The sequence below is a fragment of the Corynebacterium meitnerae genome, assembly GCF_027570075.1.
Taxonomy (GTDB): Bacteria; Actinomycetota; Actinomycetes; order Mycobacteriales; family Mycobacteriaceae; genus Corynebacterium; species Corynebacterium meitnerae.
In genome coordinates, this window is the sequence record NZ_JAKMUS010000001.1 from 182,394 (window position 1) to 209,052 (window position 26,659).

The window sequence follows — 26,659 nt, forward strand, 5'->3', positions numbered from 1 at the left end:
TTAGAAGTAACGGCTTTCAGCCCACGAGCTGACATGGAAACCATAGGCCACTTGAAACGTCTGGCGCACATCCTTTACCAATATTCACATTGGTCAAGGCGAATCACATGACTGTTACTTTTGGGCATGCTGGGGTTTTGCGGACATGGCGAACTTATGTGATGTCTGTCACAGTTGGGAATTTTTTCGCCACAGGCGTTAACACGCGACACATAGATTGACATATATGCGCCACGGCGTGTCGCGGAAGTCTAGGCTTAGCGCTTGACGGATACCCGCGTAGCGAGTGCAACAACGGCCACTACCGCGACGAAGAAGACGCCGAGGCCGGCCCATGCTGGGCCCGGTTGTGACGTTTCCGCAACGAATGCGTCGATCCCCTGCGCGTAATCCGGCTGTCGAATGAGGGCGAATTGCGCTCCTTCAATCTGTGCGCGAGTCAGGGTGTTACTCACGGCCGCCGTCGCATCGGGAGTGCGGACAATAACGGTGTTCGTATCTGTTTCGTCCAACATTTCCTGCGCAAGATCGCGGAGGGCGCCTGGCCCCACCCCCACTTGCTCCAGAACGATGAAGCCGAACGGGCCGTTATCGGTTTGATTCGCTTCCTGTGTTACGCGCAGCAAATCTGGCTCAATCAGAAGGTTCACCGGGTTGTCCGTCTCAAACGCAACCCCGTCATCCGCCAGTTGAGCACTCAAAGAAGCCTTATCGACGTTCACAGGAGCCATACCGGCAAAGGCTACCGCGCCTGCGTTGTTAGCTTCGGAGGCGCGCAGTAGTTCTCTCAACGGAACCGGCGTCCCACACTAAGTTGCGCCCCCAAACTGAGGGAGTTCTCCGGTTACGGGGTAGCTAAAAGTTCCATACACGACCGTTTGATGGACCGCGTTACAGCTTTTCTGGCCCCAGTGCCCTACCATGTGCAGGTAGGGACCCCTGTGGGTCGCAACACCCAGATTCTAAGTTTGACAACGAGAAACGGAGCTCACGTGTCTGAGAGCAAGAACTCCTTTAACGCGAAGAAGACTCTCGAGGTCGGCGGCAAGTCCTACGACTACTACGCCCTCGATGCAGTCGAAGGTATGGAGAAACTCCCCTACTCCCTGAAGGTGCTGGGCGAGAACCTGCTGCGCACCGAGGACGGCAAGAACGTCACCGAGGAGCACATCAAGGCGATTGCTAACTGGGATCCGTCGGCTGAGCCGTCCATCGAGATCCAGTTCACCCCGGCCCGCGTGCTGATGCAGGACTTCACCGGTGTTCCGTGTGTGGTCGACCTCGCAACCATGCGTGAGGCTGTCTCCTCCCTCGGCGGTAACCCGGACCAGGTTAACCCGCTGAACCCGGCTGAGATGGTCATTGACCACTCCGTGATCATCGAGGCGTTCGGCTCCGCGGACGCTCTGGATAAGAACGTCGAGATCGAGTACGAGCGCAACGAAGAGCGCTACCAGTTCCTGCGCTGGGGTGCAGAGAACTTCTCCAACTTCCGCGTCGTCCCGCCGGGAACCGGCATTGTCCACCAGGTGAACATCGAGTACCTGTCCCGCGTTGTCTTTGACAACGACGGTGTTGCGTACCCGGACACCTGTATTGGTACGGACTCCCACACCACCATGGAGAACGGCCTGGGCATCCTGGGCTGGGGTGTCGGCGGCATCGAGGCTGAGGCAGCAATGCTCGGCCAGCCGGTGTCCATGCTCATCCCGCGCGTCGTCGGCTTCAAGCTCACCGGTGAGATCCCGGTTGGCGTGACCGCTACCGACGTGGTGCTGACCGTCACCGAGATGCTGCGTGAGCACGGTGTGGTTCAGAAGTTCGTCGAGTTCTACGGCGACGGCGTCAAGGAGATTCCGCTGGCAAACCGCGCCACCATCGGCAACATGTCTCCGGAGTTCGGCTCCACCTGTGCGATCTTCCCGATCGACGAGGAGACCATCAACTACCTGCACCTCACCGGCCGCGACCAGGAGACCATCGACCGCGTCGAGGCTTACGCCAAGGCTCAGGGCATGTGGCTCGAGCAGGGTGCGAAGGAAGCTGAGTACTCCGAGTACCTCGAGCTCGACCTCTCCACCGTCAAGCCGTCCATCGCTGGCCCGAAGCGTCCGCAGGACCGCATTCTGCTGGAGGAGTCCAAGGCAACCTTCCGCAAGCAGCTGCCGGACTACAACACCGCTGGCGAGGGCACCGCAGAGCCGGTCCGCGCCGAGAAGGTCGAGACCGTTTCCTACAACGAGTCCTGGCCGGCAAACGGTGAGTCTGCTGCTGAGGGCGCTGAGGGCCGTGCTTCTAAGCCGGTCATCGTCGAGTCCCCGCAGGGTGGCGAGTACACCCTCGACCACGGCATGGTTGCCATCGCCGCTATCACCTCCTGCACCAACACCTCCAACCCGTCCGTCATGGTCGGTGCGGCGCTGCTGGCACGCAAGGCTGCTGAGAAGGGCCTGAAGGCTAAGCCGTGGGTGAAGACCATTATGGCTCCGGGCTCCCAGGTCGTTGACGGCTACTACAACCGCGCTGACCTCTGGAAGGACCTCGAGGCTGTCGGCTTCTACCTCTCCGGCTTCGGCTGTGCATCCTGCATCGGTAACTCCGGCCCGCTGCCGAACGAGATTTCCGCTGCTATCAACGAGCACGACCTGACCGCAACCGCAGTTCTGTCCGGTAACCGTAACTTCGAGGGTCGTATTTCCCCCGACGTGAAGATGAACTACCTGGCATCCCCGCTGCTGGTCATCGCGTACTCCATCGCCGGCACCATGGACTTCGACTTCGAGACCCAGCCGCTCGGCCAGGATGCAGACGGCAACGACGTCTTCCTGAAGGACGTGTGGCCGTCCGCTGAGGAGATCGAGGGCGTCATCGCTGACACCATCTCCCGTGAGATGTACGAGAAGGACTACGCTGACGTCTTCAAGGGCGACAAGCAGTGGCAGGAGCTCGACATTCCGCAGGGCAAGACCTTCTCCTGGAACGAAGACTCCACCTACATCCGCAAGGCTCCGTACTTCGACGGTATGCCGGAGCAGCCGGAGGCTGTCGAGGACATCACCGGCGCACGCGTGCTGGCTAAGCTGGGCGACTCCGTGACCACGGACCACATCTCCCCTGCTTCCTCCATCAAGCCGGGCACCCCGGCTGCGAACTACCTGGATGCAAACGGTGTGGCTCGCCACGACTACAACTCCTTCGGTTCCCGTCGTGGTAACCACGAGGTCATGGTCCGCGGTACCTTCGCTAACATCCGCCTGCGCAACCAGCTGGTGGAAGAGGCTGGCGGTTACACCCGTGACTTCACCCAGGAAGGCGCTCCGCAGGCGTTCATCTACGACGCTGCACAGAACTACGCCGAGAAGAACATCCCGCTGGTCGTCCTGGCTGGTAAGGAGTACGGCACCGGTTCTTCCCGTGACTGGGCTGCGAAGGGCACCAACCTGCTCGGCGTTCGCGCTGTCATCACCGAGTCCTTCGAGCGTATTCACCGCTCGAACCTGATCGGTATGGGTGTTCTGCCGCTGCAGTTCCCGGAGGGTGAGACCCACGCTTCCCTGGGCCTGGACGGCACCGAGACCTTCGACATCACCGGCATCACCGCCTTCAACGAGGGCGACGCTATCCCGGAGACTGTCCACGTCACCGCCACGAAGGAAGGCGGCGAGAAGGTTGAGTTCGACGCTAAGGTTCGCGTCGATACGCCTGGTGAGGCTGAGTACTACCGCCACGGCGGCATTCTGCAGTACGTTCTGCGCCAGATGGTCAAGAACTAACCTGCATAGCTGAAAGCCGGTTCCCCTCGTGGGAGCCGGCTTTTCGCTTATCTGGGTCCCCCCACTTACAATTCCCTCTTATGCCTCAACTGCTCTTCCTATCGCTGCGCAACGGTCCTGTTGGTCCTGCGGTGTCCCATGCTGAGTACCACGACACGCTGCGTGCGACCGGGTTGAGCACGGACGACATTGAGCTGCGCGCTATCCCCGATGAGACGACGGAATTGGGCAGCCTCGACGGCATCAAGGGCATCTTCGTGGGTGGTAGTTCCCTCAACATCACCAACGAGGAGTACTCCCCGTGGCAGCAGCACGTCCACGCGATCCTCGCTGAAATCGCCGAGGGTGAGATCCCCGTTTTCTTCGTCTGCTACGGCATCAGTTGGCTCACCCACCACTTGGGCGGCGCGGTTGGGCACAGCCACCCGGAGACGTCGGGCCCCACTATCGTGAGTGCGCTGCCTGCCGCCGAGGATGATCCGCTCATGGCTGGCCTGCCCAAGCTGTTCACGGCGCTGACCGGTCACACGGAAAACCCGATCACAGCCCCCGAGGGCGCCACGCTATTGGCCGAGGGGCCTTCCTGTCCGGTTCAGGTCCTGCGCTATCGGGATCGCGTGTGGGCCACCCAGTTCCACGCGGAGATGGACGCCGCCGCAATGAAGACGCGCATGGATTTCTACTACGACTACGGGTACTTCCCGCAGGACGAGTACGACGTCATTGTCGCCGGCCTCCCCAGCGTGGATACGACGGCGGCGAACGCGCTGGTGAAACGCTTCGCCGAGTTCTGCCTAGAGCGCTAACTCCCGCGCAGGAGTGTCCCCGTCCTCAAAATCAAACGGGTTCGACGGCATCGCCTCGCGCCCCACAGCCTCCACGATCACCTGCGCGACAAGCTCACGCGAAGTCGTCGAGTCAGCTCCCGTTTGCTTATCGACGGCTCGCCCACCGTGAGAGCGCTCCATCGTCAACCTCGTCGGCCCCAGGATAACGTGGTCGAGCTCCGAAGCTAATAGACGCTGGTCCACCGCCTTCTTCGACTCCACGTACGCGTACCAGCTGCTTCCGTCATCCTCAGCGGTCGCCTCAGCAGCACCGGCGTAGGACACCATGACCAGCTTCGGCGCAAACTCACCTAGCTCCTCGAGGGCGTCAATCAAGCGCATCGCCGCGTCTCGATCCACAGCGTACGTCCGCTCAGGGTTACCACCGCCCGCGCCCGCAGACCACACCACCACGTCGAACGGAGTGACTAGGCGTGCCCATTCCTCCGCGTCTAGGCGGGTGAGGTCGGTGACGATGGCGGCGGCGGAGGCGTCGATAAGCTGCTGAGCATGCGAGGGGTTGCGCACGAGGCCGGCGACCTTGTGCCCCTCCGCAACGAGCAATGGCACGCTCAACTGGCTGACCTTGCCGCCAGCGCCGATAACAAGAACGAATTGAGTGAACTCTTCTGTTTCCATGGCGCCCAGGCTAGCGAAAAATGGGGTTGCCGAAGAGGGAGCTCAACGCTCCAAAAGGGTGCCTCTCATTGATCACCGGATATCCCCGCGGTGACACCCACACCGGCGCGCCCCTGATCCGCTCGACTCGTCCGCGGGCTTGCCGCCACGGATCATCATCATTGACCCTGTTGTGATAGCGGCACAACGGCACCAGGTTGTTCAGGTTGGTCTCCCCGCCGTGCTTCCATGCCGTTATGTGGTGGAGTTCGCACGCATCTGCCCCGTGACGGCAGCCAGGCACCGGGCAGGCCGGAGTCACCGCCCGTGCCAGATCCCGCTGCTTCTGGTTAGCAAAGCGCTGTCCGCGGTACAGGTTCACCGCACCCTCCTGCGGGTGAAACAGTCCGACTTCCAAGTCCGCACCGTAGCAGGTAGCGAGCAACTCCGCACCGGTCATGGTAGTGCCGTCCGTGAGACCCAGGATCGTCTCATCGCCCTCCTGACGCACAATGCGGATGTGCTCCGGCAGTGGCACGAGCACCAACGGGCGTGGCGCGGCCTGCGCAACCCCACCGCCGGACTCCATGAGCTTCACAAACGCATCAAACAGTTGTGGGCCGCGTGGCCGCGAAGGATCAATGTCCTGACTCATCGCGTGCTCCAGGTCCGCCATAAAGCGCTCTGGCCCCGTCATCGTCATCGTGCGCTTGGTGCTGCGCGATCCAGTGAAAGTGACCCCATCCTCCGGCGGGGGCGGCTCCACAGTTGGCACAATCTCTTTCGCGCGCCGCCGCACGGTCTCATAATTGCCGCGGACGTCCAGCAGGCGGTGGCGGAGGCGCCAGCGTTCAAGGGGATCGCTGATAAGCTTCGTGCGCTCTTCGATCAAGATCAGAGTATCCATGGATACGCGATTCACGCGAGCTTTATCGACGCCCGCCTTCTGCTGCCTCTTCAACCTCGTCGAGCCGAAGTACACCTCGTGCACCTTGGACCAGTCTCGGACACGTTTCGGCTGTACCCCGGCGTCAAACGCCGCTTGGCGGTCAAAGCCCGCCAAGGTGTCAATCCCGGCGGCCACCGCGCCGAGAAACTCTCCGAAACCGATCATGTCTGCCAGCCTGACACGGCCAAGAACTCCTGTAAAGCGCGTGTTTCTGAACCTGTGGATAACCCCGATATCGGCGAAAGTTATCCACAGATTCTGGCAACCAGCGCGCGCCTGCTGCCCCAGTTACGTAAACTCGTCCGGTCGGGGTCTAGCATTGGGAGCCATGTACGCGATCATCACTACCACCGGTCCGGATCGGACCGGCATCATCGCTGGAGTCGCTCAGGCTGTGGCGGAGCACAACATCAATATCGTCGACGTGTCGCAGACTCTCATGAGTGATTTTTTCACCATGATCATGCGCGTCGCGCTGCCGGAGGAAGGCTTTGATATCGCCGCTCTGCAAGATGAGCTGACTGCGGTAGGCACAGACCTTGGCGTGGACATCCGCGTGCAGAGTGAAGCCCTGTTCACCGCCATGAATGAGATCTAGATCCATGGGCAACGAACTCAACTTCAAGTCCGCCAGCATCATCGACGTTATCTCGATGATCGAGGATTACCGCCTGGATATCCGCACCGTGACCATGGGTATTTCGCTCATCGGTTGCACGCGCTCCACCATGGCAGCCACCGCGCAGGCTGTCTACGACCGCGTGACTACGCGCGCTGCCCGCCTCGTTGAGGTCTGCGAAGGCATCGAACGCGAACTGGGCATCCCCATCGTGAACAAGCGTGTCTCCGTCTCCCCCATCGCGCTCGTCGCCGCGGGTGTGGAGGGTAACCCGGCCGACATCGCCCACGCCCTCCACAAGGCCGCACAAGAGCTGGGCGTGAACTTCATCGGCGGTTACTCCGCCCTCGTTGAAAAGGGCGCCACTGAGGCCGATAAGCGCCTCATCGCCTCCATCCCCGAGGCACTGTCTGACACGGAATTCGTCTGCGGTTCCGTCAACGTCGCGTCTTCCCGCGCCGGCATCAACATGGACGCGGTGAAAACCATGGGTGAAGTGATCAAAGAGGCGGCCGCGTTGACGGCGGAGAGGTCGTCGATAAGCTGCGCAAAGCTCGTTGTTTTCGCGAACGCTGTGGGCGACAACCCCTTCATGGCTGGTGCTTTCCACGGTATTGAGGAGCCGGATACCGTGATTTCAGTCGGTGTCTCCGGCCCGGGCGTGGTGGATCGTGCGATCACGCCGTTGAAGGGCAAGTCGCTCAACGAGGTCGCCGAGGAGATCAAAAAGGCCGCGTTTAAAATCACGCGCGCGGGCCAGCTCGTGGGCACACTCGCAGCGCAGCGGCTCGGTGTGCCGTTCGGGATCGTGGACCTCTCCCTTGCCCCAACGGCTGAGGTCGGCGATTCCGTCGCGCACATCCTCGAGCACATGGGCCTGGGCCAAGTGGGCACGCACGGCACGACCGCCGCGCTCGCACTGCTTAACGACGCCGTCAAGAAAGGCGGCATGATGGCCTGCTCCCGCGTCGGCGGTCTCTCCGGCTCCTTCATCCCTGTTTCGGAGGATCAGGGCATGATCGACGCGGTGCGCTCTGGCTCCATCAGCATCGACAAGCTCGAAGCGATGACGTCGATCTGTTCGGTGGGCTTCGACATGATCGCCATCCCCGGCGACACCACCGCTGCGACCATCTCCGGCATGATCGCCGACGAAGCCGCCATCGGCGTGATGAACCACAAGACCACCGCCGCTCGCCTCATTCCCGTCCCAGGCACGAAGCCCGGCGACGAGGTTAACTTCGGTGGTCTCCTCGGCTACGCGCCGGTGATCCCCGTGAACCAGGTGAGCAACGCCCCGTTCATCGAGCGTGGCGGCTTCATCCCCGCCCCGGTCCACGGCTTCCGCAACTAGCTCTTGACCCTCACGTGGCGTCATAGTTCAGAATGTCCGCATGAGGATCTCTGACGTTGCGCGCACTGCCGGCTGCTCCGTGCGCGCCATTCGCCACTTGCACGAAACCGGAGCAGTACCGGAGCCCGCGCGCACGCCGGGCAACTACCGCGACTACACAGTGCGCGACCTCGCGGCGGTACTTCGCGCTCGCGCGCTTATCGACGCTGGCGTCCCCCTCTCCCACATCCATTCCCCAAACGCCATCGAACACTCCTTGGAGCTCCTCGACAAGCAGATCGCCCACCTCTCGCGCCAGCGCGACCGGCTTTCGGCCTTGAAAGAGGCACCATTGGGGATGCCAAACGATGTGCGTACCCGGTTGGTTGACGTCCTGGGCGACACTGAATTCGTCCGCGGAGAAACCGAGAGCTTCGACCTCATGGCGCTCACCGGTGTAGCCACACCCGCAACATGGGATCAGTTACGCGCTAACCTCGCAGACCCAGCCTGCGTCGAGGCCACGGAGGAGTTTGCGCTGGCATGGGAGGCGGGGGACGTCGATAAGCTAGCGGAGCTTCTCCCGCGCGGAATCATGCGCGATCTCACTGGCACGCTTGTACCGGGCGATGTTCCGCTAACGGCTGGTGACACCGAGTACCCAGAGGTCGCGGAGAAGCTTGCGGGTGAGTTCCGTGACTAAGGTGCTCCAGCTTGTGCGCCGGCACCCGGCGATACGTGCGGCGCAGTACGAATGGAGTCTCTACCGCGACCTCTGGCGGTGGGCCCGAGGCCAGACGCTCGTGCCGGGGAGCGCCGAGGCTCTTCCTCACCAGCCCGGGCGGCTCCAGCTTGTCGCCATGTTCACCGTGGTCATCCTCATCGAGATCGTCGTAGTCCACCTGGTTCTGCCTGAGGGCGCACTCCGCATCGTCGCACTGTTGTTGTCTATGTGGGGCATTGTGTTCATCTGGGCGCTCATCGCCAGCGAGCGGATTCGGCCCTCGTACATGGACGGCGAACGCGTGGTTCTGCGCCGCGGTCGGAAGATCTTCGCAGACATCCCCCGGGAACTCATCGCGAGGCAATCGCACTCACGCAGTCACGCTGCTGAGACGGTAGTCGGCGATGGAGAGCTCATCCTCGGCGGGCCTGCCAGCACCGACATCCTGCTCACGCTGCATGCGCCTATCGAGGCCGCCGAAGACACCTACCCATGGCAAAAGAAGCGCACACAGCCGGTCAGCCGTGTCCGCTTCTATTCAGGCGGAGTTATACGCTAGCGCTTCTTGCCCACCGTGAAGTAGGCCGCCCAACCAATGGTGTTCACGCCGCCGATGAACGGGGTCCAGAACCATTTGGGGCCACGGAGACGGTGCGCGTCGGTACGTGAGAGGTCCCACAGTGCGTAGCCTTTGAGCGCGGTGTCGAGAGCACCGAAGATTCCGGCGACGGTTTTCTCTTCCTTGCTGAGGGAGTTCCAGGCATCTTTGAGTGAATCAATTGGGTTCATGGGTTCCATCATCGTCTAGATTTACTTGAGTGACCACTCCCCGCCCGTTTTTGCTGTTGAGCACGCGCCCCGAAGATGAGGCCGCCGCGGAAGAGCTCGAAAGCTTCGCGAATGCAATGCTTGTCAGCGCCACCTCCATTGAGCAACGTCGCCTCGACCAAACCGAGCTCGGCGACGTGAACCTGGACGACTACTCAGCGGTGCTACTGGGTGGGAGCCCGTTCAACAACATGGAGCTGATGAAGTCCCCGTTGCAGCTGCGCGTGGAACGTGAGATCGGGACGTTGGTGGCGGAGTGCATTGACCGCGACTTCCCCCTACTAGGCGCGTGCTACGGCATTGGCGCGATTGGAACGGCAATCGGTGCGCGTTTATCTGACCGGTACGCGGAGGAAGCCGGCCCCGTCACGGTCACCCGCACCGACGAGCACGATGACGTCCTGGGGGACACACCCGCGCAGTTCGACACCATCGTCGGACACAAAGAAGCGATTGCGCAGATGCCGGGGGACCCGCGTATCACCACGCTTGTCACCGGTGAAGCCTGCCCCACTCAGATGTTCCGCGTCCGCCAGCACGTCTACGCCACGCAGTTCCATCCAGAGCTCACTGCGGAAGCCCTCGAGTTCCGCCTCCGCCTCTATGCCCACCACGGGTACACCTCGACGGAGACCTTCGAGTCGCAGATCGCCAAAGGCTACGACTACGACTACTCCGCGAATAACGCCATCCTGGCGAACTTCGCCGCCCGCTACCGCCGTTAAGGCAATTTCTCTATTTCTACTCGTACCTTTTGAGAAGTTTCTTCTGCGTCTCGAGGGCGACCGCGATATCGCCGTTTGATTTAGGGGCCAGTGAGGACGACAGTTCGTGATTGCGCCGATACACATCCGAGTACCGATCAATCAAGCCGACGATGTCTGAGTCTAGGGACGGATTCTCGCCATGCTCTGAGTGGTACGCGTCGGCGTAGTTTTCCCATGCGTCCTCAAGCTCGTTCACCGTTGAGACCGTGACCATGCTGTTCTCAGCAGCGTTCATCCAAGTTAAAAGTGCGCGATGCAGAATCTCAGATTCGGCCGAAGAACCAAGCGGCAATGCTTTCGGCGCTTGCTCGAGCTGTCGGACGCCTCTATTTTCATGTGCGCGACGTTGACGCCAGCTCTCAAACTTATGCCATCCGTAGACAAATGCACTGATCGTCGCCCCGGCAGCGAATAATCCTGTTGCAGTCTTTAGCGGGTTTTCCTTCGCCCCCGACGCAACAGCTTGCGCCATTTGCGACCATTTTTCTGAGCGAGACTCTGCAGATGGGTCAATGTCAGAAGCAGGATAGGCACTCGTAATCTGGCCTGACTGGTTACGCGATTCAAGGTATGGAATGGACTCGCCTGTACGAATCTTCTCCACCGTTTCAGACGGAACCTTAAAGCTGAGGTTCACTTGTTCCATTGCATAACTATATCAACTAGGCCAGCTCAACGATTTCCATGTAGTCGTCGCTCCACATGTCCTCATCGCCCTCCGGCATGATGATCACGCGTTCGGGTTCCAGGGCTTTGACCGCGCCGGGGTCGTGGGTGACTAGCACGACGGCACCGGTGTAGGTCTTCAGGGCGTCGAGGACTTGTTCGCGGGATTGGGGGTCGAGGTTGTTGGTGGGTTCGTCGAGAAGCAGCACGTTGGCGCGGGACGACACGAGGGTCGCGAGCGCAAGGCGTGTCTTCTCACCACCGGAGAGCGTACCGGCGGGTTGCTCGAGCTTGTCCCCGGAGAACATGAACGCGCCGAGCAGCCCGCGGAGGTCCTGCTGGCCGGCGTCGGGGCACGCCTCGATGGTGTTTTCCCACACGGTTTTGTCCGGGTCGATCGTGTCGTGCTCCTGGGCAAAGTAGCCGAGTTTCAGCCCGTGGCCGGTGACCAAGCCACCCTCACCATCGGTGCGCTCCACGCCCGCGAGCAACTTGAGCAGCGTCGTCTTGCCGGCGCCGTTCGTGCCCAGCACAACCACGCGGGACCCCTTGTCAATCGCCAGATCCACGCCCGCAAAGACTTCCAGCGAGCCGTACATCTTGGTCAGACCTTTGCCGAAGAGCGGGGTCTTTCCGCACGGTGCGGGCTCGGGGAAACTGATGGAGGCTACCTTGTCCGCCACCCGAACTTCGTCGAGTTCATTCATCATGCGGTCCGCACGGGCAAGCATCTGTTTAGCGGCAGCAGCTTTGGTGGCTTTCGCGCCGAGTTTGGCGGCCTGCTTCTGCAGGGCAGAGGCTTTCTTCTCCGCGTTGGCGCGCTCGCGGCGGCGACGGGCCTCGTCCAGTGCGCGGGCGTCCTTGTACTTGGCAAAGCCCATGTTGTACACGTCTGCCTCCCCGCGCACCGCGTCGAGGAACCAGACCTTGTTGCACACGGCATCCAGGAGTTCGACGTCGTGGGAGATCATGATGAGTCCACCCTCATGCTTCGCGAGGAAGCTGCGGAGCCAGGTGATGGAGTCGGCGTCGAGGTGGTTGGTGGGCTCGTCGAGAAGCAAGGTGGTCTTCGACTTGCCCGCGCCATCGTTGGCGGCAAAGAGGATCTGTGCGAGCTCCACGCGACGGCGCTGACCACCGGAGAGTGTCTTGAGTGGCTGGTCCAGAATGCGCGCGGGAAGGCCGAGGTTGTCGCAGATCTGCGCGGCCTCCGCGTCAGCCTCATACCCGCCAAGCGCCTGGAAACGCTCTTCGAAGCGCGAGTATTTGGCAATCGCAGCATCACGCTTGGAGCCCTCTTCGGTCTCCATGATCTCCTGCTGGCGGTCCATGGAAGAACGCAGTTGGTCAAGCCCGCGGGCCGACAGCACGCGGTCGCGCGCGGACTGCTCGATGTTGCCCTCGCGTGAATCCTGCGGCAGGTAGCCAATCTCCCCCGAGCGCGTCACCGACCCACCGTAGGGCTCGGTCTCCCCCGCGAGAATGCGCATCGTGGTGGTCTTGCCCGCACCATTACGGCCGACAAGCCCAATGCGATCCCCCGGCTGCACACGCAGGTGCTGGCCGGGGGCGTTCAGAAGGGTCCGGGCGCCGACGCGGACTTCGAGGTCGTTGGTGACAATCACAACGGGTCAGTGTACCGGCGCCGACTGCAGGCTGATTAAGTGGTCAACCCCAAGGCAACGCGCAAGGCTTCATTGATCCGCCGGAGAGATTCAAGTGATACTGCTCCGCCGAAGCGTGGCTCATCATCGAGATAGATTGTTTCGATATCGTCGCAGATAACGGAACCAACCACCGGATCCTGGCTATCGAGCTCGACGATGCTTGGCAGCGGTGGCTTGTGTGAAGTGGTCACTCGCGCAACGAGTGCACTCCCTAGGGCTCGGTTGCGCGAGTTATTAGAGACCACGATCCACGGTTTTTCTCCGTATCCAAGATCAAGCCAGTAGATCTGCCCCCGCAGAAACGACATGGCTAGTACCTATTCTGACGTCGATCAGCGCGGGTTCGGCGACGGTTTTTGGCTGCAATCTTAAACCCTTCGTCCTCCGCGAGAAGCTCCTGGGCGTATGCCTCATAAGCGGAGTCGAGTGCCCGCTCCCTTACAGAACGTGCGCCCAGTGCAACGAGTTCCGCGATCGCTTGAGATTCCGAAAGATTTGCCGGCATTTCACCAAGGGCGGATTCAAGGTAGTCACGTTCAGGACTACCTATATCCCGAATACGCTGAACAACGTCGAGGTCGCCGGCAGTCAAGGCAACGGATTTGCGAGTGGTTGAAGCAGTCATGTTTTCATAATAGAAATACGCTGCAGAATCTGCAACAGTTCTTGCTGCAGATTGTGCGGCGCCATTGAGGTGGATCTAGACGGCGAAGCCGAGCGCGCGCAGCTGCTCGCGGCCGTCCTCCGTGATCATGTGCGGACCCCACGGCGGCATCCACACCCAGTGCAAGTCGACGGCATCGACGGTGCCGGAGCCGACGGAAGCGGCTTCAACCTGCTCCTCCAACACGTCGGTAAGCGGGCACGCCGGCGAGGTCAAGGTCATGCTGATCACAGCGGTCTTCTTCTCATCCTCCTCCGTGATCCAGATGTCGTACACGAGGCCGAGGTCCACGACGTTAATGCCCAGCTCAGGGTCGATAACGTCGTGCAGGTATTCGGCAACATCGGCAGCAATCTGGATTTGCTGTTCGGTCTGCTCAGGGCGCTCGCCGGGCCCCTCGAAGCTGGAGGAGCTTGTGGTGTCGGTGTTGTCGGTAGCCATGTGTGTCTCCTATTTATTCTCAAGTGTCGTGATCGCGTCGCTCGTCGCGGCCTGGAAGGCCTTCCAACCGAGCAGCGCACATTTCACGCGTGCGGGGAATTTGGATACGCCGGAAAACGCGATGCCATCGCCGATGAGGCTAGGGTCGCCTTCTTTCTCACCCTTGGAGGTGATCATCTCCTCAAAAGCGTCGAGCTTCTTCATCGCCTCAGCGACGGGCAGGCCGATCACTTCTTCCGTGAGCACGCTTGTCGACGCCTGCGAGATCGAGCACCCCTCCGCCTCATACGAGACGTCCTCCACCGTGTTTCCATCCGCCGATAGGTGCACGCGCAGCGTCAGCTCGTCACCGCAGGAGGGATTGACGTGGTGAACCTCAGCCTCATACGGGTCACGCAGCCCCGCGTGCTGCGGGTTCTTGTAGTGGTCGAGGATGACCTCTTGGTACATCGCCTCTAGGTTCATGCTCTTCTTTCTTCTGCCTTCACCTTTAAACGGTTAATTAGTTTAAGTTCTACTTTGCTTCAACAGCACTAGGCGCCAAAGAATTCCTTGGCAGCGTGAATGCCGCTAACGAGCGCGTCGATTTCTTCAGTGGTGTTGTACAGGTAGAAGCTAGCGCGCGCGGTGGATTGTGCGTTGAGGCCACGGTGTGCCGGCCATGCGCAGTGGTGCCCAACGCGGATGCACACGCCCTTGGAATCCAGGACCTGGCCCAGATCGTGTGGGTGAATGCCATCGACCACAAACGAAATGGCGCCACCGCGCTGCTCCGCGGTGAGTGGTCCGGTGATCTTCAGTCCTTCGACCTCATGGAGACGTTCCAGCGCATAAGCGGTGAGCTTGTGCTCATGGGCGGCGATGTTCACCATGCCGATCTCCTGCAGGAAATCAACGGCAGCCCCAAGGCCGACGACCTGGCTGGTCATCTGCGTGCCGGCCTCGAAACGCTGCGGCGCGGGCGCGAATGTGGAGCCTTCCATGCGGACAACCTCAATCATCGAGCCACCGGTCAAGAAAGGCGGGAGCTGGTTGAGGAGCGTTCCCTTGCCGTACACCACGCCCACACCGGAGGGCCCACACATCTTGTGGCCGGAGAAGGCCGCGAAGTCCACGTCAAGAACGTGCAGGTCCACCGGCATGTGCGGCACGGACTGGCACGCATCCAGCACGGTCAGTGCGCCGACAGCTTTGGCACGGCGCACCATCTCAGCGACATCGGCCACCGCACCCGTCACGTTCGACTGGTGGGTAAACGCGACTACCTTGACTGTCTCGTCAAGCTCCAGGGAATCCAGGTCAATGCGGCCATCTTCCGTCAGGCCGTACCACTTTAGGGTCGCGCCGGTACGGCGTGCCAGCTCCTGCCAGGGAACCAAGTTCGCGTGGTGCTCAAGTTCAGTGATAACGATGGTGTCGCCGGAGGTGATGCAGAGGTCTCCCGCACGATCGTCGCCAAGCGTATAGGCAACAAGGTTCAGTGCTTCCGTCGCATTCTTTGTAAACGCGATCTCATGATCCTGTGCCCCCACGAACGCCGCGATCTTGCCGCGCGCGGACTCATACGCATCGGTGGCCTCTTCAGCCAGCTGATACGCGCCGCGGTGAACCGGTGCGAAGGTGTTCAGCACGAACTCCTCCTCCGCACGCCAGACTCGCTCCGGCCGCTGTGACGTCGCACCCGAATCCAAATACACCAAAGGGGTGTTATCGCGCACGGTGCGCGACAGGATTGGGAACTCCGCGCGGATTGCGTCGGTGTTCAAAGTTCCATCAGGAAGGACGTACTCAGTCATACAACTCGGTTCTCGCGTTGGTGGGGTGTGGGAAAAGAAAACGGCCGGCTAATATGTGGCCGGCCGTTAGAGAGGGTTTACAGGAATGCCTCGTAACCCTCGGCCTCGAGCTTCTCAGCGAGTTCGAAACCACCGGTGTGCTTGATCACGCCGTCATCGAAGATGTGCACGTGATCCGGGCGCACATAGTTCAGGATGCGCTGGTAGTGCGTAATCATGAGGATGCCGCCGTTGGTCTCCTCCTGGTAGCGGTTGATGCCCTCGGAGACAATGCGCAGTGCGTCAACGTCAAGACCAGAGTCGGTCTCATCCATGACAGCGAACTTCGGCTTCATCAGGGAGAGCTGCATGACCTCGTGGCGCTTCTTCTCACCACCGGAGAAGCCCTCGTTGACGGAGCGCTCGCTAAACGACGGGTCGATCTTCAGATCATCACGAACCTGGTTGAGCTCCTGCACCCACTCACGCAGCTTCGGTGCCTCGCCGCGGACGGCGGTGACAGCGGAGCGCATGAAGTTGGAGGAGGACACACCCGGAACCTCGACCGGGTACTGCATAGCCAGGAAGAGGCCAGCGCGTGCACGCTCATCGACTTCCATCTCGAGGATGTTCTCGCCGTCCAGCAGCACCTCACCTTCGGTGACCTCGTAGGACGGGTGACCAGCCAGGGTGTAGGCCAGGGTGGACTTGCCGGAGCCGTTCGGGCCCATGATGGCGTGGGTCTCACGGGACTTGATGGTCAGGTTGACGCCCTTGAGGATCGGGGTCGGTTCCTGTCCCTCCTCGAGAGGCAGGACAGAAGCGTGGAGGTTCTTGATTTCAAGAGTGGACATAGATTCTTTCTTTCTACTTACCTGTGTTGTCTGTCATTGATCCCCTGTGGGGCCGCGGGTGCGGCCTTACAGGTTCACCTGCTCGAGTTCGCCGGAGACGCGGTTGATCAGCTCTTCGCGCACGGACTCAACTGGGATGCGGTTGAGCACCTCGTTGAAGAAACCGCGGACGATCAGGCGGCGGGCCTCCCCATCCGGGATGCCGCGGGCCTTGAGGTAGAACAGCTGCTCCTCGTCGAAGCGACCAACGGTTGCGGCGTGGCCTGCACCCGGGATGTCGCCCGTTTCGATCTCCAGGTTCGGGATGGCGTCTGCACGTGCACCGTCAGTAAGCACGATGTTGCGGTTCGCCTCGTAGGTCTCGGTGCCAGATGCGTTGGAGCGGATGAGCACGTCGCCCACCCAGCACGTGCGTGCATCAGGCAGCTTGGAGTTCTTATCCCCCTGCAGTGCACCCTTGTACAGCACGTTGGAACGGCAGTACGGGTGGTTGTGGTCGACGAGAAGACGGTTCTCGATGTACTGGCCGTCATCTGCGTAGTACACGCCCAGCAGCTCAGCGTCACCGCCGGAGCCTGCGTAGCGCACGCGCGGGGTGTTGCGCACAACTTCGCCGCCAAAGTTGGCAGCGGTGTGGCGCAGCACAGCGTCACGGCCAACGACGATGCTCTGTGCACCAACGTGAACAGCATCGTTTGCCCACTGGCCATCGACAATGACGCCCACGTGAGCGTTGTCACCGATGTTGTAGTTGACGTTGTCCGCGTGAGTACCGGAACCGGTGTACTGCACGATGATAGTCGCACGAGCGCCCTCGCCCACCTCAATGTGGATGCCAGCAAACGTGGTCACGTCCAGGCCAGCACCGGTGGTGGTGATGACGATCGGCTCAGCGAGGTCCGCGTTCGCCGGAACCGTCACGACGGTCGCGTGCGACATGGAAGTCCATGCCTGCGCAGCGATACGGTCAACCGGTGCCGGTGTGGTCTTCAGACGTGCATCATCACGGTCTACCTGCTCCACGGTCACCTCAGCCGGAGCTGCAACCTCAACCTGAGCCTCGCCCTGCGGAGCGAAGGTGCCGTTGTGCAGACCACGCAGACGGCGCAAAGACACGAAGCGCCAGATCTCATCGCGACCCTGCGGGACCTCGAAATCATTGACGTCGTAGGAGGCGAACAGGTCGCCCTTGTTGTCGTGGAAGGTCGCGTTGCCGACCCTCTTCTTTGCGGGTGCTTCAGTCATTGTTTAACCAACCGATCCTTCCATCTGCAGCTCAATAAGACGGTTGAGCTCGAGCGCGTACTCCATCGGGAGCTCCTTCGCGATCGGCTCGATGAAGCCGCGAACAATCATGGCCATCGCGTCTTCCTCAGAAATACCGCGGGACATGAGGTAGAACAGCTGCTCCTCGCTCACCTTGGACACCTTTGCCTCGTGGCCCAGGGTCACGTGGTCATTACGGATGTCGTTGTACGGGTAGGTGTCCGTACGGGAGATGTTGTCCACCAGCAGCGCGTCACACTCAATGTTGGAGTGGGAGTTCTTCGCGTTGGCGTTGATCTGCACCAGACCACGGTAAGCAGCACGGCCACCGTTACGGGACACAGACTTGGACACAATGTTGGAGGAGGTGTTCGGCGCCATGTGGACGACCTTTGCACCGGTGTCCTGGCTCTGACCCTCACCGCAGAACTGTGCAGACAGGATCTCACCACGAGCGTTCGGACCAGTCATCCACACAGCCGGGTACTTCATGTTCACCTTGGAACCGATGTTGCCATCGACCCACTCCATCGTGGCGCCTTCCTCGGCGCGAGCACGCTGGGTAACCAGGTTGTACACGTTGTTGGACCAGTTCTGAATCGTGGTGTAGCGGCAACGTGCGTTCTTCTTCACGATGATCTCCACCACAGCAGCGTGCAGGGAATCCGTCTTGTAGATCGGGGCCGTGCAGCCCTCGACGTAGTGCACGTATGCGTCCTCATCAACCACGATCAGGGTGCGCTCGAACTGACCCATGTTCTCGGTGTTGATGCGGAAGTATGCCTGCAGCGGGATCTCCACGTGCACGCCCTTCGGCACGTAAATGAAGGAGCCACCAGACCACACGGCAGCGTTCAGCGCGGAGAACTTGTTGTCACCGGCCGGAACGACGGAACCGAAGTACTCCTTGAACAGCTCCGGGTACTCACGCAGACCCGTATCGGTGTCCACGAAGATCACGCCCTGCTCCTCAAGGTCCTCACGGATCTTGTGGTAAACAACCTCGGACTCGTACTGGGCAGCGACACCAGCGACGAGGCGCTGCTTCTCTGCATCTGGGATACCCAGGCGGTCGTAGGTGTTCTTAATGTCCTCCGGCAGGTCCTCCCAGCTGGTGGCCTGCTGCTCGGTGGAACGAACAAAGTACTTAATCTGGTCGAAGTCAATGCCCGTCAGGTCCGGGCCCCAGTTCGGCAGTGGCTTCTTGTTGTAGATGTCCAGTGCCTTGAGGCGCTGCTCCAACATCCACTCCGGCTCATTCTTAGCGGCAGAGATGGAGCGAACTACATCCTCATCGAGACCACGGCGTGCATTTTCACCAGCCGTGTCAGAGTCGTGCCAGCCGTAGTTATACGGCCCCATCGACGCAATAATCTCATCATCATTCATCGGCTTTTCAAGGCCGGGTGCGGGAGTGCTGCTAGTCACGTCCTCCGCTCCTTTCCGTTGTGGTTCCTCCAGCAAAGGTGCTGCTCTCGATCATGCTGATGTGGGCTGTACACACGCCATCACCATTGGCAATCAAGGCCAAAGGTGCGACGGCGGAGCCCACTAGCTCCGAAATCAGCTCGTGTTCAGCTTCACAGATTTCCGGATACTCCGCCGCAACGGCATGAACCGGACAGTGATGCTGACACAATTGCATTCCCGAGCCTACGTGGTTTGCTTCGGCTGCGTAGCCTTGGGCTGCCATTGTGTCCGCAACGTCATTGGCAACTTCGGCGATATCGCCTTGTGGCCTGTTGCGCAGGGTTCCGAGCAGTTTCTCGGCTCGTTTACGGGCCAGCTTTTTCACTGCCTCGCGGCCACCGATTTCCTCGATAGCCGCGAAGGCTTCTAATGCCAGCTCGTCGTATCCGCTTCCGAAGCTATCGCGGCCTGAACTAGTGAGCTGGTAGTGCTGTGCCGGCCGTCCACGCCCCGCCTGCCCGGCTGACCGGGGTGGCTGAGAGCTGTGTTCAACGAGACCTTCCTCAAGCAGCTTGTCTATGTGGCGCCGAACGCCAGCAGGTGAGATTCCGATGATGTCCGCCAGCTGCGATGCAGTGACGGGACCGGAGGTGAGCATTTCCGACATGATGCGCCCACGGGTTTCCCCGTCAGTGGATCGTGCGGTTCCGCTCATATGCCCTCCTTACTTCACTATTTCTTCTTCTCCCCTTTAGACAACACTAGTGTGCCCTTAATTCCGGAATACTTCAATGTTTTGCATTCTTGCCAGTTTTGTAGACTGCATCCTGTGAAAACGGACCGTGACATTTCTGGGCGGAAGCGCTACCGCATCGTCGGCGAGCTGCCGCGTCTCGGCCGTCCCGGTTCGCGCTCAGCGGAGCTACACGCTGGTGATACTCCCGATACGACCTCCACCACTCCTCTGCGCCCGAGTATCACGGAGCGTAACCGCTTTGAACTGCTCCGTATTTTCGGAATGATCGGCACATTGCTCATTGGGTTCGGTGGCCTCGGCGGTGGTGCGCTACCGGTGGTTAATAACCCCTATGGGGCGTTCCCTTTCGGGGCGTTGATGGGGCGGATGATGGTGACGTCGTCAAGCATTGTGCTCCTTGGCGTCGGCTTCCTGGTTCTCGCTTGGCTCGTCATGGGCTCATTTGTGGGGGCCGACGGTGGACGCGCACGCGTTGGAGTGCCACTGCTGCTTCGCACGTTTGGTGTGTGGGTTCTTCCGCTTGTGTTTACTGCTCCCCTGTTTACGCAGGACATTTACTCTTATCTAGCGCAAGGCTCAATCGTGGCGCAGGGCTTGGACCCCTACTCCGCAGGCCCTGTTGAATTGCTTGGCCCAGAGAATCCTTTGGCCCGGTCGGTTCCTTTCATCTGGGCAGAATCCCCGAGCCCCTACGGCCCTGTCGCTTTGGCTATCTCCGCAGGCATTTCCACACTCACCGGCGACTCAATTTTCTGGGGCGTTGTGTGCCATCGCCTCGTCTCGCTGTTGGGAGTGGCAGCCGCCGCGTGGGGCATCGTCGCTCTTGCGCGACGCTGCAAGGTGAGTGGGCCAGTTGCTGTCTGGATGGGTGTACTCAACCCGCTGGTTGTGCTGCATCTGATCGGCGGGATTCACAATGAAGCCATCATGATGGGCATCTTGCTCGTCGGTTTGGAGCTGGGTTTGCGCGGCATTGCCAAGCTCGAGGCCAGCACCCTGCACGGTATTGCTCTCATCGTTGCCTCCGGCGCCCTCATCAGTTGCGCCGGGATGGTGAAAGTGCCCGGGTTTATGGCTCTTGGATTCGTGGGGGTGGCTCTGGCGCGTCACTGGGGTGGCCTGCGCGGTTTTGTGGCCGCCACTCTCCTACAAACCATCACGATGGTGGGCACTATCGCAGCGCTGACTGTGTCCACCGGAATCAGCCTCGGCTGGGTCACAGGCCAAGGTGGAGCGGCCACGATTCGCAGTTGGCTCTCTTTGAGCACAGACGTCGGCCTGGCGGCCTCATTCTTCGGCGAGCTTCTTGGATTGGGAGATCACTCCGAAGCCACGCTCACTGTCGCCCGGTCAGTGGCGCTACTCGTCGCGGTGGCGTTTTGCGCGCGCATGCTCTTCGCCACTTACAAGGGCACGATTGACCCCGTTGGGGGGCTCGGCGTGGCCACGCTCGTGTTGGTCATTCTCTTTCCCGTTGTTCACCCATGGTACCCACTGTGGGGCATCATGCCGCTGGCCGCGTGGGCGAACCGCACCTTCTTTCGTGCAGGTGTCGCGGTGTATTCAGCGATCTTCTCCTTCCTTGTGCTCCCCCGCGGCCTCGCTTTAGCGCCGGCGACTGTGACGTTGATTTACTCGATGGCGCTGCTCGCTGCGATCACAATCGGCGTGCTCGTTATCGCGTGGTTCAAGCTTCGTCGCCCGCGCGCCCTACACTGACATGCGATGAATGCATCTGTTTCCCGCCTTTTTCAGTCACGCTCGCTGCCTGCCGGTGAGGTTGCACTGCTTATCGATGGCGTTACCAAAACCTTCGGCCCCAAGACCGCTGTTAACGGCTTGAGCTTGACTGCCCGCCGGGGCGAGGTCTTTGCGCTTCTGGGCCCAAATGGTGCCGGCAAGTCCACCACCATCGAGATGTGTGAGGGCTTCACCACCCCCACCTCCGGCCAGATCAACGTGCTGGGTTTCGATCCACAACGCCAGCCGGAGGAGGTCCGCTCCCGCATTGGCATCATGTTGCAAGGCGGTGGCTCTTATTCCGGTATCCGTGTAAAGGAAATGCTGGATCTCACGGCTTCCTACAACAAGGACCCGCTCGATCCGGCATGGCTCATGGAAGTTCTTGGCCTTGAAGGCGTAGCCAAGACGACATACCGGCGTCTCTCCGGTGGCCAGCAGCAGCGTCTGTCTTTGGCGCTCGCGCTTATTGGCCGACCCGAATTGATCTTCCTCGATGAGCCGACCGCGGGTATGGATGCGCAGTCACGTCGCGCAGTGTGGGATCTCATCCGTGCGCTGAAGCGCGATGGTGTCACCGTCATTTTGACCACACACCTCATGGATGAGGCGGAATCCCTCGCCGATCACGTGGCCATCATCGACCACGGCTCGTTGCTCATCGAAGGCACGCCTGCTGAGCTTATCGACGGCACCTCCCCCGCCGCCCTCGAAGTCCACACAGATCGACCATTGGATTTGGTGGCGGTGGCGGAATCGTCGACAGCTGAGCTGAAGCCTTCAGCCGAAGAACTGGTCTACCGTCTTGATTCTGCTGCGGACCCGTCGATTATCGCTTCGGTTGCTGCTGAGGCGGCGCGCCAGAATGTATTGATCAAGCACCTGGGCGTGCGTCGTCGCACATTGGAAGACGTGTTCTTGGATATCACCGGACGAGAGTTGAGGTCATAAGGAAGCATCATGGAATTTGCACCCGGTACGTTTGCTCCCGCCCCGCAACGCGCAAGCGTGGCGCAGATGGCTGCTGCCCAAGGGCGTATTGAGGCAAAGCTCATGCTCCGCCACGGCGAGCAGCTGCTGCTCAGCCTGATTATCCCCGCTGCGATCCTTATCGGTGCCGCCAAAATGGACATCTTCGGCGGGGACACGAGCTTGGATGAACTCGTCCCCATGGTCTTCGCAGTCGCCGCGGCTAGCGCGGGCTTCACTGGTCAGGCGATTTCTCTGGCTTTTGACCGCCGTTACGGTGCTTTGAAACGCTCCGGCGCCTCCGGTGTGCCCACATGGACCATCATCGCTGGCAAGATCATCGCGGTGTTGACCACCGTGTTAGTTCAGATTGTCGTGTTGGGCTCCATCGCCTTCATCTTGGGCTGGACGGTCTCCCTGGCCGGGGCTGCCTTAGGCATGGTGGCGCTCTTCTTCGGTGTCACTGCATTCACGTCGTTGGGCCTTCTGCTCGGCGGCACCCAGTCGTCTGAAGTTGTCCTGGCGGTGTCCAACCTCATTTGGTTCGTCTTGCTGGGCATCTTGGGGTGGGTTGTGTACTCCGGTTACCTCGGTTCGCCTGGCCTGTGGGACTTGGCTCCATCCGTCGCATTGGCCAGCGCCATGACGGGTGCATTGCATGGCATTGTGAACATGACCGCGTGGATGTCTCTCCTCTTCTGGACAGTCATGGGCATTGTGGGCACCATTCGCTGGTTCCGCTTTGACGGTTAACGCCCAATTGGGTTCCCCCACGTACCTCTGCGAAAATAAACCTATCGGATTAAATACCCGCTCTATTTTAAGGAAAGGCACGGAAACCTCGTGAGCTCCGCAGCGCAAGTCGATACACCCGCCTCACTCCCCTTCTCCGAACGGATCAAGCAGGTCCCTACGGTGAAGACACAGCGCATCTTCGCTTTCATCCTGCTGGTGGTGCAAGCGGGAATCACGTTCACCGGCTCTCTCGTCCGCGTCACTGGATCGGGCCTAGGCTGCAATGAGTGGCCGCTGTGCCACGAGGGTTCACTCTTCCCTGTACGCGGTGCCGCTCCGTGGGTTCAGCAATTCATTGAGTTTGGTAACCGCACACTCACGTTCGTGGTCGTCGCAGCCACGATCCTGGTGTTCTACGCGGTGAAGAAGGCTGGCCGCCGTAAGAGCCTGGTGAACCTCGCCGTTGTATCCGGTATTGGCGTCATCGTCCAGGCCGTGATCGGTGGTATCTCGGTGAAGCTGGACCTGCAGTGGTGGGCGGTTGCTTTGCACTTCCTGCCGTCCATGATTCTCGTGGCTGTCGCGGCAGTGCTGTACATGCGCCTGGCTGAGCCGGATGATGTGGAGCCACAGCGTCGCTTTGATTCCACGGCGAGCACCCTGGCCATCATCGCTGCCATCGCACTGTGTCTCGTTCTGGTCACCGGCACGATGGTGACCGGTTCCGGCCCGCACTCCGGCGATGCAGGCGTGGGCATGGAAGGCCGCCTGGAGCTGGACACGAAGATGCTCGCCTACGTCCACGCGGCATGCATGTACGTCTACCTGGCTTTCACCCTGGCCACCGCGTTCATCTTGCGCAAGAAGAAGGCACCGGAAGATGCCATGAAGACAGTGTGGGTTCTGCTGGCCATGATCGTGGTCCAGTGGGCCATTGGTGTTGCCCAGTTCTACCTGGGCGTGCCGCGCTGGACCGTGCCGGCGCACATCATCATGTCTGGTGTCGTGGTGTCTTTCACTGCATTCCTCTGGGCCCACGGCCAGCGCCGCCTGCCTATTCTGAGCCCGAAGCAGTACAACACCACCACCTCTTAAACGCACACTTAAGAGGAATTCCTCCACTAATCCAAACGACCTGCCCCACTGGGGCGGGTCGTTTGCGTAGCCTGGGAAGCCATGAAGGCAATTCAGATCACGCAGAACGGTGGCCCAGAGGTTCTTATCCCCGCTGAGGTTGCGGACCCCAAGCCAACGGAGGGCCAACTGCTCGTCGCAGTGGAGTATGCAGGTGTCAACTACATCGACACCTATTACCGCGAAGGGATCTACCACTCACAGTTGCCATTCATCCCTGGTTCTGAAGGCTGTGGCCGGGTCATCGAAGACCCGGCTGGTGAGATCGCACCAGGCACCCTTGTTGCCTGGGAATCAGCACCAGGCTCTTATGCGGAGAAGGTCTGCGTGGACCGCACACGTTTGGTGGCTGTCCCCCAGTCCATCCCCCACGAGGTAGCCGCATCGATGTTGCTGCAGGGCATCACCGCGCACTACCTGCTGCACGGCGTGCGCGAGACGAAAGCCGGTGACACGATCCTGCTCACCGCCGGTGCTGGTGGTGTGGGTCTGCTGCTCACCCAGATGGCGGTGGCGGAGGGCGCAACGGTGTTCTCCGTCGTGTCCACAGATGAGAAGGAAGAGCTCGCTTACGCTGCCGGCGCTACGGAGGTCTTCCGCTACTCCGAAGGCCTGGCAGAAACCGTCAGGCGCCGCTGCGGCGGGAGAGGCGTTGACGTGGTCTATGACGGCGTGGGCAAAGACACCTTCACGGAATCCCTCGAAGCCGTGAGGCCCCGCGGTCTGGTGTGCCTGTTCGGTGCGGCATCCGGGCCGGTCGAGCCGTTTGATCCACAGCTACTCAACAAACACGGTTCCATCTTCCTCACCCGTCCGTCGATCGGTGCATACACCGCGAGCGAAGATGAGTTCCGCATGCGTGCCCAAGCCGTGGTACGGGCAGTAGAAGACGGAACGCTCAACATCCGCGTCCACGAGCCTTACGCATTAGAAAATGCGCGCCAGGCCCATGAGGACCTCCAGGCGCGCAAGACAACTGGTTCGGTTGTACTGAAAGTGAACTAGCCCGGGAAGAGCTCACCCAGGGTGCTCAAGCCCAGCACCGCGTCGAAGGACAGGCCAAGGAAGAGCGCAGCCAAGTAGTTGTTCGACAGGATGAACAGCTTCAGCGGCTTGACGTCCACGCCGTTCTTGATGTCAGTGTGCAGGCGCTGCGCCATCACGAGGAAAGCACCGCCGCTGAGTAGAGCGATCACCGCGTAAATCCAGGAAGCAGCCGGCACGAGCAGCAGGGACACCAGAACGGTTACCCAGGAATAAATGAGGATCTGCTTACTGGTCTCCTCAGCGGTAGCAACCACCGGGAGCATCGGCACCTTGGCACGTGCGTAGTCCTCCTTGTACTTCATGGCCAGCGCCCAGGTGTGCGGCGGTGTCCAGAAGAAGATGATGAGAAACAGCACGATGGCCTGCCACCAGCGATCCGGGCTACCGTCATGCACGTTGTCACGGATAACAGCCCAGCCAACCATGACAGGCATGCAGCCAGCGGCACCGCCCCAAATGACGTTCTGCCAGGTACGGCGCTTCAACCACTTGGTGTAGACGAAGATGTAGAAGGCGTTCGTCAGAATGATGAAGAACGCGGCGAGCCAGGAGCGGCACACAAAGCCAAGCCACAGCACGGAGGCGATCAGCAGCACCCACGCGAAGATGCGGGCGCGTTCCTTCGTCACCGTGTGGCGCACGAGGGGGCGTGCACGGGTGCGACCCATCTTCTGGTCAATGTCGTAATCAGCGACCATGTTGAAGGTGTTGGCGGCACCAGCACCCATCCAGCCACCAAAGAGAGTGGCCAGAATCAGCCATACGTGGACTTCGCCGCGGTCTGCCTGCAACATCGCGGGAATTGCGGCGATGAGCAGGAGTTCAATGACCCTCGGCTTCGTTAGTCCGAAGTACGCCTTGATGATCTCCACAAAATCTCCTCGTTCTTCCTGCACCGGTGCACTCATTGCCTGCGTCTTATGAGTAGTCGCCAGGCAGGCGCAAATAGTTCCCGATGTCAGAAAAGAGCATTCGCTTTTCGACGACTCCAAGGCATGCTACCGCCGCGGTTCCGTTAGGCGCTAATCCCCCGTCGATAAGCAACTGCGCACGCTGGTGCTGAACCGTCAAAGCTTTGGCACTAGGGTGGGGGGAA

The 26,659-nt window shown here is 60.6% G+C and carries 28 protein-coding genes; 12 read left to right on the forward strand and 16 right to left on the reverse strand.

The window, feature by feature from the left end; genetic code table 11:
- Positions 1 to 257: 257 nt before the first annotated feature.
- A complete protein-coding gene (locus L8U60_RS00880) occupies positions 258 to 731 on the reverse strand; it encodes an Rv1476 family membrane protein (protein WP_269964499.1) in 474 nt (157 codons plus the stop codon).
- 261 nt (positions 732 to 992) lie between these two features.
- Between L8U60_RS00880 and acnA the strand changes: the two genes are divergently transcribed.
- Positions 993 to 3,773, forward strand: a complete 2,781-nt coding sequence (gene acnA / locus L8U60_RS00885; protein ID WP_269964500.1) for an aconitate hydratase AcnA — start codon at positions 993 to 995, stop codon at positions 3,771 to 3,773.
- A gap of 80 nt (positions 3,774 to 3,853) precedes the next feature.
- Entirely contained in the window at positions 3,854 to 4,579 is a 726-nt protein-coding gene (locus L8U60_RS00890) for a glutamine amidotransferase-related protein (RefSeq protein WP_269964501.1), read from the forward strand.
- Here the strand turns inward: L8U60_RS00890 and L8U60_RS00895 are convergent.
- Together L8U60_RS00895 and L8U60_RS00900 are read right to left on the reverse strand one after the other, a co-directional pair.
- Positions 4,568 to 5,239 (reverse strand): NAD(P)H-binding protein, encoded by a 672-nt coding sequence (locus L8U60_RS00895; protein WP_269964502.1) that lies wholly within the window; start codon positions 5,237 to 5,239, stop codon positions 4,568 to 4,570. The genes L8U60_RS00890 and L8U60_RS00895 overlap by 12 nt on opposite strands.
- A 10-nt stretch (positions 5,240 to 5,249) precedes the next feature.
- Positions 5,250 to 6,332, reverse strand: coding sequence for an HNH endonuclease signature motif containing protein (locus L8U60_RS00900; protein WP_269964503.1), 1,083 nt, complete (start codon positions 6,330 to 6,332; stop codon positions 5,250 to 5,252).
- A 163-nt stretch (positions 6,333 to 6,495) separates the two neighbouring features.
- Between L8U60_RS00900 and L8U60_RS00905 the strand changes: the two genes are divergently transcribed.
- The 4 genes from L8U60_RS00905 to L8U60_RS00920 are packed head-to-tail and all read left to right on the forward strand — an operon-like array spanning position 6,496 to position 9,402.
- On the forward strand, positions 6,496 to 6,765 hold the full coding sequence (locus tag L8U60_RS00905) for an ACT domain-containing protein (protein WP_269964504.1): 270 nt from the start codon (positions 6,496 to 6,498) through the stop codon (positions 6,763 to 6,765).
- A 4-nt stretch (positions 6,766 to 6,769) separates the two neighbouring features.
- Positions 6,770 to 8,140, forward strand: a complete 1,371-nt coding sequence (locus L8U60_RS00910) for a PFL family protein (protein ID WP_269964505.1) — start codon at positions 6,770 to 6,772, stop codon at positions 8,138 to 8,140.
- A gap of 40 nt (positions 8,141 to 8,180) precedes the next feature.
- On the forward strand, positions 8,181 to 8,822 hold the full coding sequence (locus tag L8U60_RS00915; protein WP_269964506.1) for a MerR family transcriptional regulator: 642 nt from the start codon (positions 8,181 to 8,183) through the stop codon (positions 8,820 to 8,822).
- Entirely contained in the window at positions 8,806 to 9,402 is a 597-nt protein-coding gene (locus tag L8U60_RS00920; RefSeq protein WP_269964507.1) for a hypothetical protein, read from the forward strand. The genes L8U60_RS00915 and L8U60_RS00920 overlap by 17 nt, the downstream gene beginning before the upstream one ends.
- Here the strand turns inward: L8U60_RS00920 and L8U60_RS00925 are convergent.
- Complete coding sequence (locus L8U60_RS00925) at positions 9,399 to 9,632, reverse strand: hypothetical protein (RefSeq protein WP_034663378.1); 234 nt, start codon at positions 9,630 to 9,632, stop codon at positions 9,399 to 9,401. The genes L8U60_RS00920 and L8U60_RS00925 overlap by 4 nt on opposite strands.
- A gap of 29 nt (positions 9,633 to 9,661) precedes the next feature.
- Between L8U60_RS00925 and L8U60_RS00930 the strand changes: the two genes are divergently transcribed.
- Complete coding sequence (locus L8U60_RS00930; protein WP_269964508.1) at positions 9,662 to 10,396, forward strand: glutamine amidotransferase-related protein; 735 nt, start codon at positions 9,662 to 9,664, stop codon at positions 10,394 to 10,396.
- A 16-nt stretch (positions 10,397 to 10,412) separates the two neighbouring features.
- On the opposite strand, the gene L8U60_RS00935 is transcribed toward L8U60_RS00930, so the two are convergent.
- The 11 genes from L8U60_RS00935 to L8U60_RS00985 all read right to left on the reverse strand — a co-directional run bounded on the left by L8U60_RS00935 (position 10,413) and on the right by L8U60_RS00985 (position 19,896).
- Positions 10,413 to 11,084, reverse strand: coding sequence for a hypothetical protein (locus L8U60_RS00935; RefSeq protein ID WP_102723292.1), 672 nt, complete (start codon positions 11,082 to 11,084; stop codon positions 10,413 to 10,415).
- A gap of 16 nt (positions 11,085 to 11,100) precedes the next feature.
- On the reverse strand, positions 11,101 to 12,729 hold the full coding sequence (locus tag L8U60_RS00940; protein WP_269964509.1) for an ABC-F family ATP-binding cassette domain-containing protein: 1,629 nt from the start codon (positions 12,727 to 12,729) through the stop codon (positions 11,101 to 11,103).
- Positions 12,730 to 12,764: 35 nt separating this feature from the next.
- Positions 12,765 to 13,079: a type II toxin-antitoxin system PemK/MazF family toxin gene (locus L8U60_RS00945; protein WP_269964510.1), complete on the reverse strand. Its 315-nt coding sequence runs from the start codon at positions 13,077 to 13,079 to the stop codon at positions 12,765 to 12,767.
- Positions 13,080 to 13,081: 2 nt separating this feature from the next.
- Positions 13,082 to 13,396, reverse strand: coding sequence for a hypothetical protein (locus tag L8U60_RS00950; protein WP_269964511.1), 315 nt, complete (start codon positions 13,394 to 13,396; stop codon positions 13,082 to 13,084).
- 75 nt (positions 13,397 to 13,471) lie between these two features.
- Positions 13,472 to 13,876: a metal-sulfur cluster assembly factor gene (locus L8U60_RS00955; protein WP_269964512.1), complete on the reverse strand. Its 405-nt coding sequence runs from the start codon at positions 13,874 to 13,876 to the stop codon at positions 13,472 to 13,474.
- A 9-nt stretch (positions 13,877 to 13,885) separates the two neighbouring features.
- Positions 13,886 to 14,341 carry a Fe-S cluster assembly sulfur transfer protein SufU gene (gene sufU / locus L8U60_RS00960; protein WP_269964513.1) on the reverse strand — a complete coding sequence of 152 codons (456 nt, stop codon included), beginning with the start codon at positions 14,339 to 14,341 and terminating at the stop codon, positions 13,886 to 13,888.
- A gap of 68 nt (positions 14,342 to 14,409) precedes the next feature.
- A complete protein-coding gene (locus tag L8U60_RS00965; RefSeq protein WP_269964514.1) occupies positions 14,410 to 15,672 on the reverse strand; it encodes a cysteine desulfurase in 1,263 nt (420 codons plus the stop codon).
- 77 nt (positions 15,673 to 15,749) lie between these two features.
- Positions 15,750 to 16,505, reverse strand: a complete 756-nt coding sequence (sufC, locus tag L8U60_RS00970) for a Fe-S cluster assembly ATPase SufC (protein ID WP_269964515.1) — start codon at positions 16,503 to 16,505, stop codon at positions 15,750 to 15,752.
- Between the two features lie 66 nt (positions 16,506 to 16,571).
- A complete protein-coding gene (gene sufD / locus L8U60_RS00975) occupies positions 16,572 to 17,750 on the reverse strand; it encodes a Fe-S cluster assembly protein SufD (RefSeq protein WP_269964516.1) in 1,179 nt (392 codons plus the stop codon).
- Between the two features lie 3 nt (positions 17,751 to 17,753).
- Positions 17,754 to 19,160, reverse strand: coding sequence for a Fe-S cluster assembly protein SufB (gene sufB, locus L8U60_RS00980; RefSeq protein WP_269964633.1), 1,407 nt, complete (start codon positions 19,158 to 19,160; stop codon positions 17,754 to 17,756).
- 31 nt (positions 19,161 to 19,191) lie between these two features.
- The gene (locus L8U60_RS00985) at positions 19,192 to 19,896 is read right to left on the reverse strand and encodes a helix-turn-helix transcriptional regulator (protein ID WP_269964517.1); all 705 of its coding nucleotides are present in this window, start codon (positions 19,894 to 19,896) and stop codon (positions 19,192 to 19,194) included.
- Between the two features lie 114 nt (positions 19,897 to 20,010).
- Here L8U60_RS00985 and mptB point away from each other — a divergent pair, with 114 nt between their 5' ends.
- The 5 genes from mptB to L8U60_RS01010 all read left to right on the forward strand — a co-directional run bounded on the left by mptB (position 20,011) and on the right by L8U60_RS01010 (position 25,521).
- Entirely contained in the window at positions 20,011 to 21,657 is a 1,647-nt protein-coding gene (gene mptB, locus L8U60_RS00990) for a polyprenol phosphomannose-dependent alpha 1,6 mannosyltransferase MptB (protein WP_269964518.1), read from the forward strand.
- 6 nt (positions 21,658 to 21,663) lie between these two features.
- Complete coding sequence (locus tag L8U60_RS00995) at positions 21,664 to 22,629, forward strand: ABC transporter ATP-binding protein (protein WP_269964519.1); 966 nt, start codon at positions 21,664 to 21,666, stop codon at positions 22,627 to 22,629.
- A 9-nt stretch (positions 22,630 to 22,638) separates the two neighbouring features.
- Positions 22,639 to 23,400 carry an ABC transporter permease gene (locus L8U60_RS01000; protein ID WP_269964520.1) on the forward strand — a complete coding sequence of 254 codons (762 nt, stop codon included), beginning with the start codon at positions 22,639 to 22,641 and terminating at the stop codon, positions 23,398 to 23,400.
- Positions 23,401 to 23,544: 144 nt separating this feature from the next.
- On the forward strand, positions 23,545 to 24,477 hold the full coding sequence (locus L8U60_RS01005; RefSeq protein WP_269964634.1) for a COX15/CtaA family protein: 933 nt from the start codon (positions 23,545 to 23,547) through the stop codon (positions 24,475 to 24,477).
- 81 nt (positions 24,478 to 24,558) lie between these two features.
- Positions 24,559 to 25,521, forward strand: coding sequence for a quinone oxidoreductase family protein (locus L8U60_RS01010; protein ID WP_269964521.1), 963 nt, complete (start codon positions 24,559 to 24,561; stop codon positions 25,519 to 25,521).
- On the opposite strand, the gene L8U60_RS01015 is transcribed toward L8U60_RS01010, so the two are convergent.
- A complete protein-coding gene (locus L8U60_RS01015) occupies positions 25,518 to 26,471 on the reverse strand; it encodes a heme o synthase (protein WP_420840129.1) in 954 nt (317 codons plus the stop codon). The two genes, L8U60_RS01010 and L8U60_RS01015, sit on opposite strands and share 4 nt — an antisense overlap.
- Positions 26,472 to 26,659 lie beyond the last annotated feature (188 nt).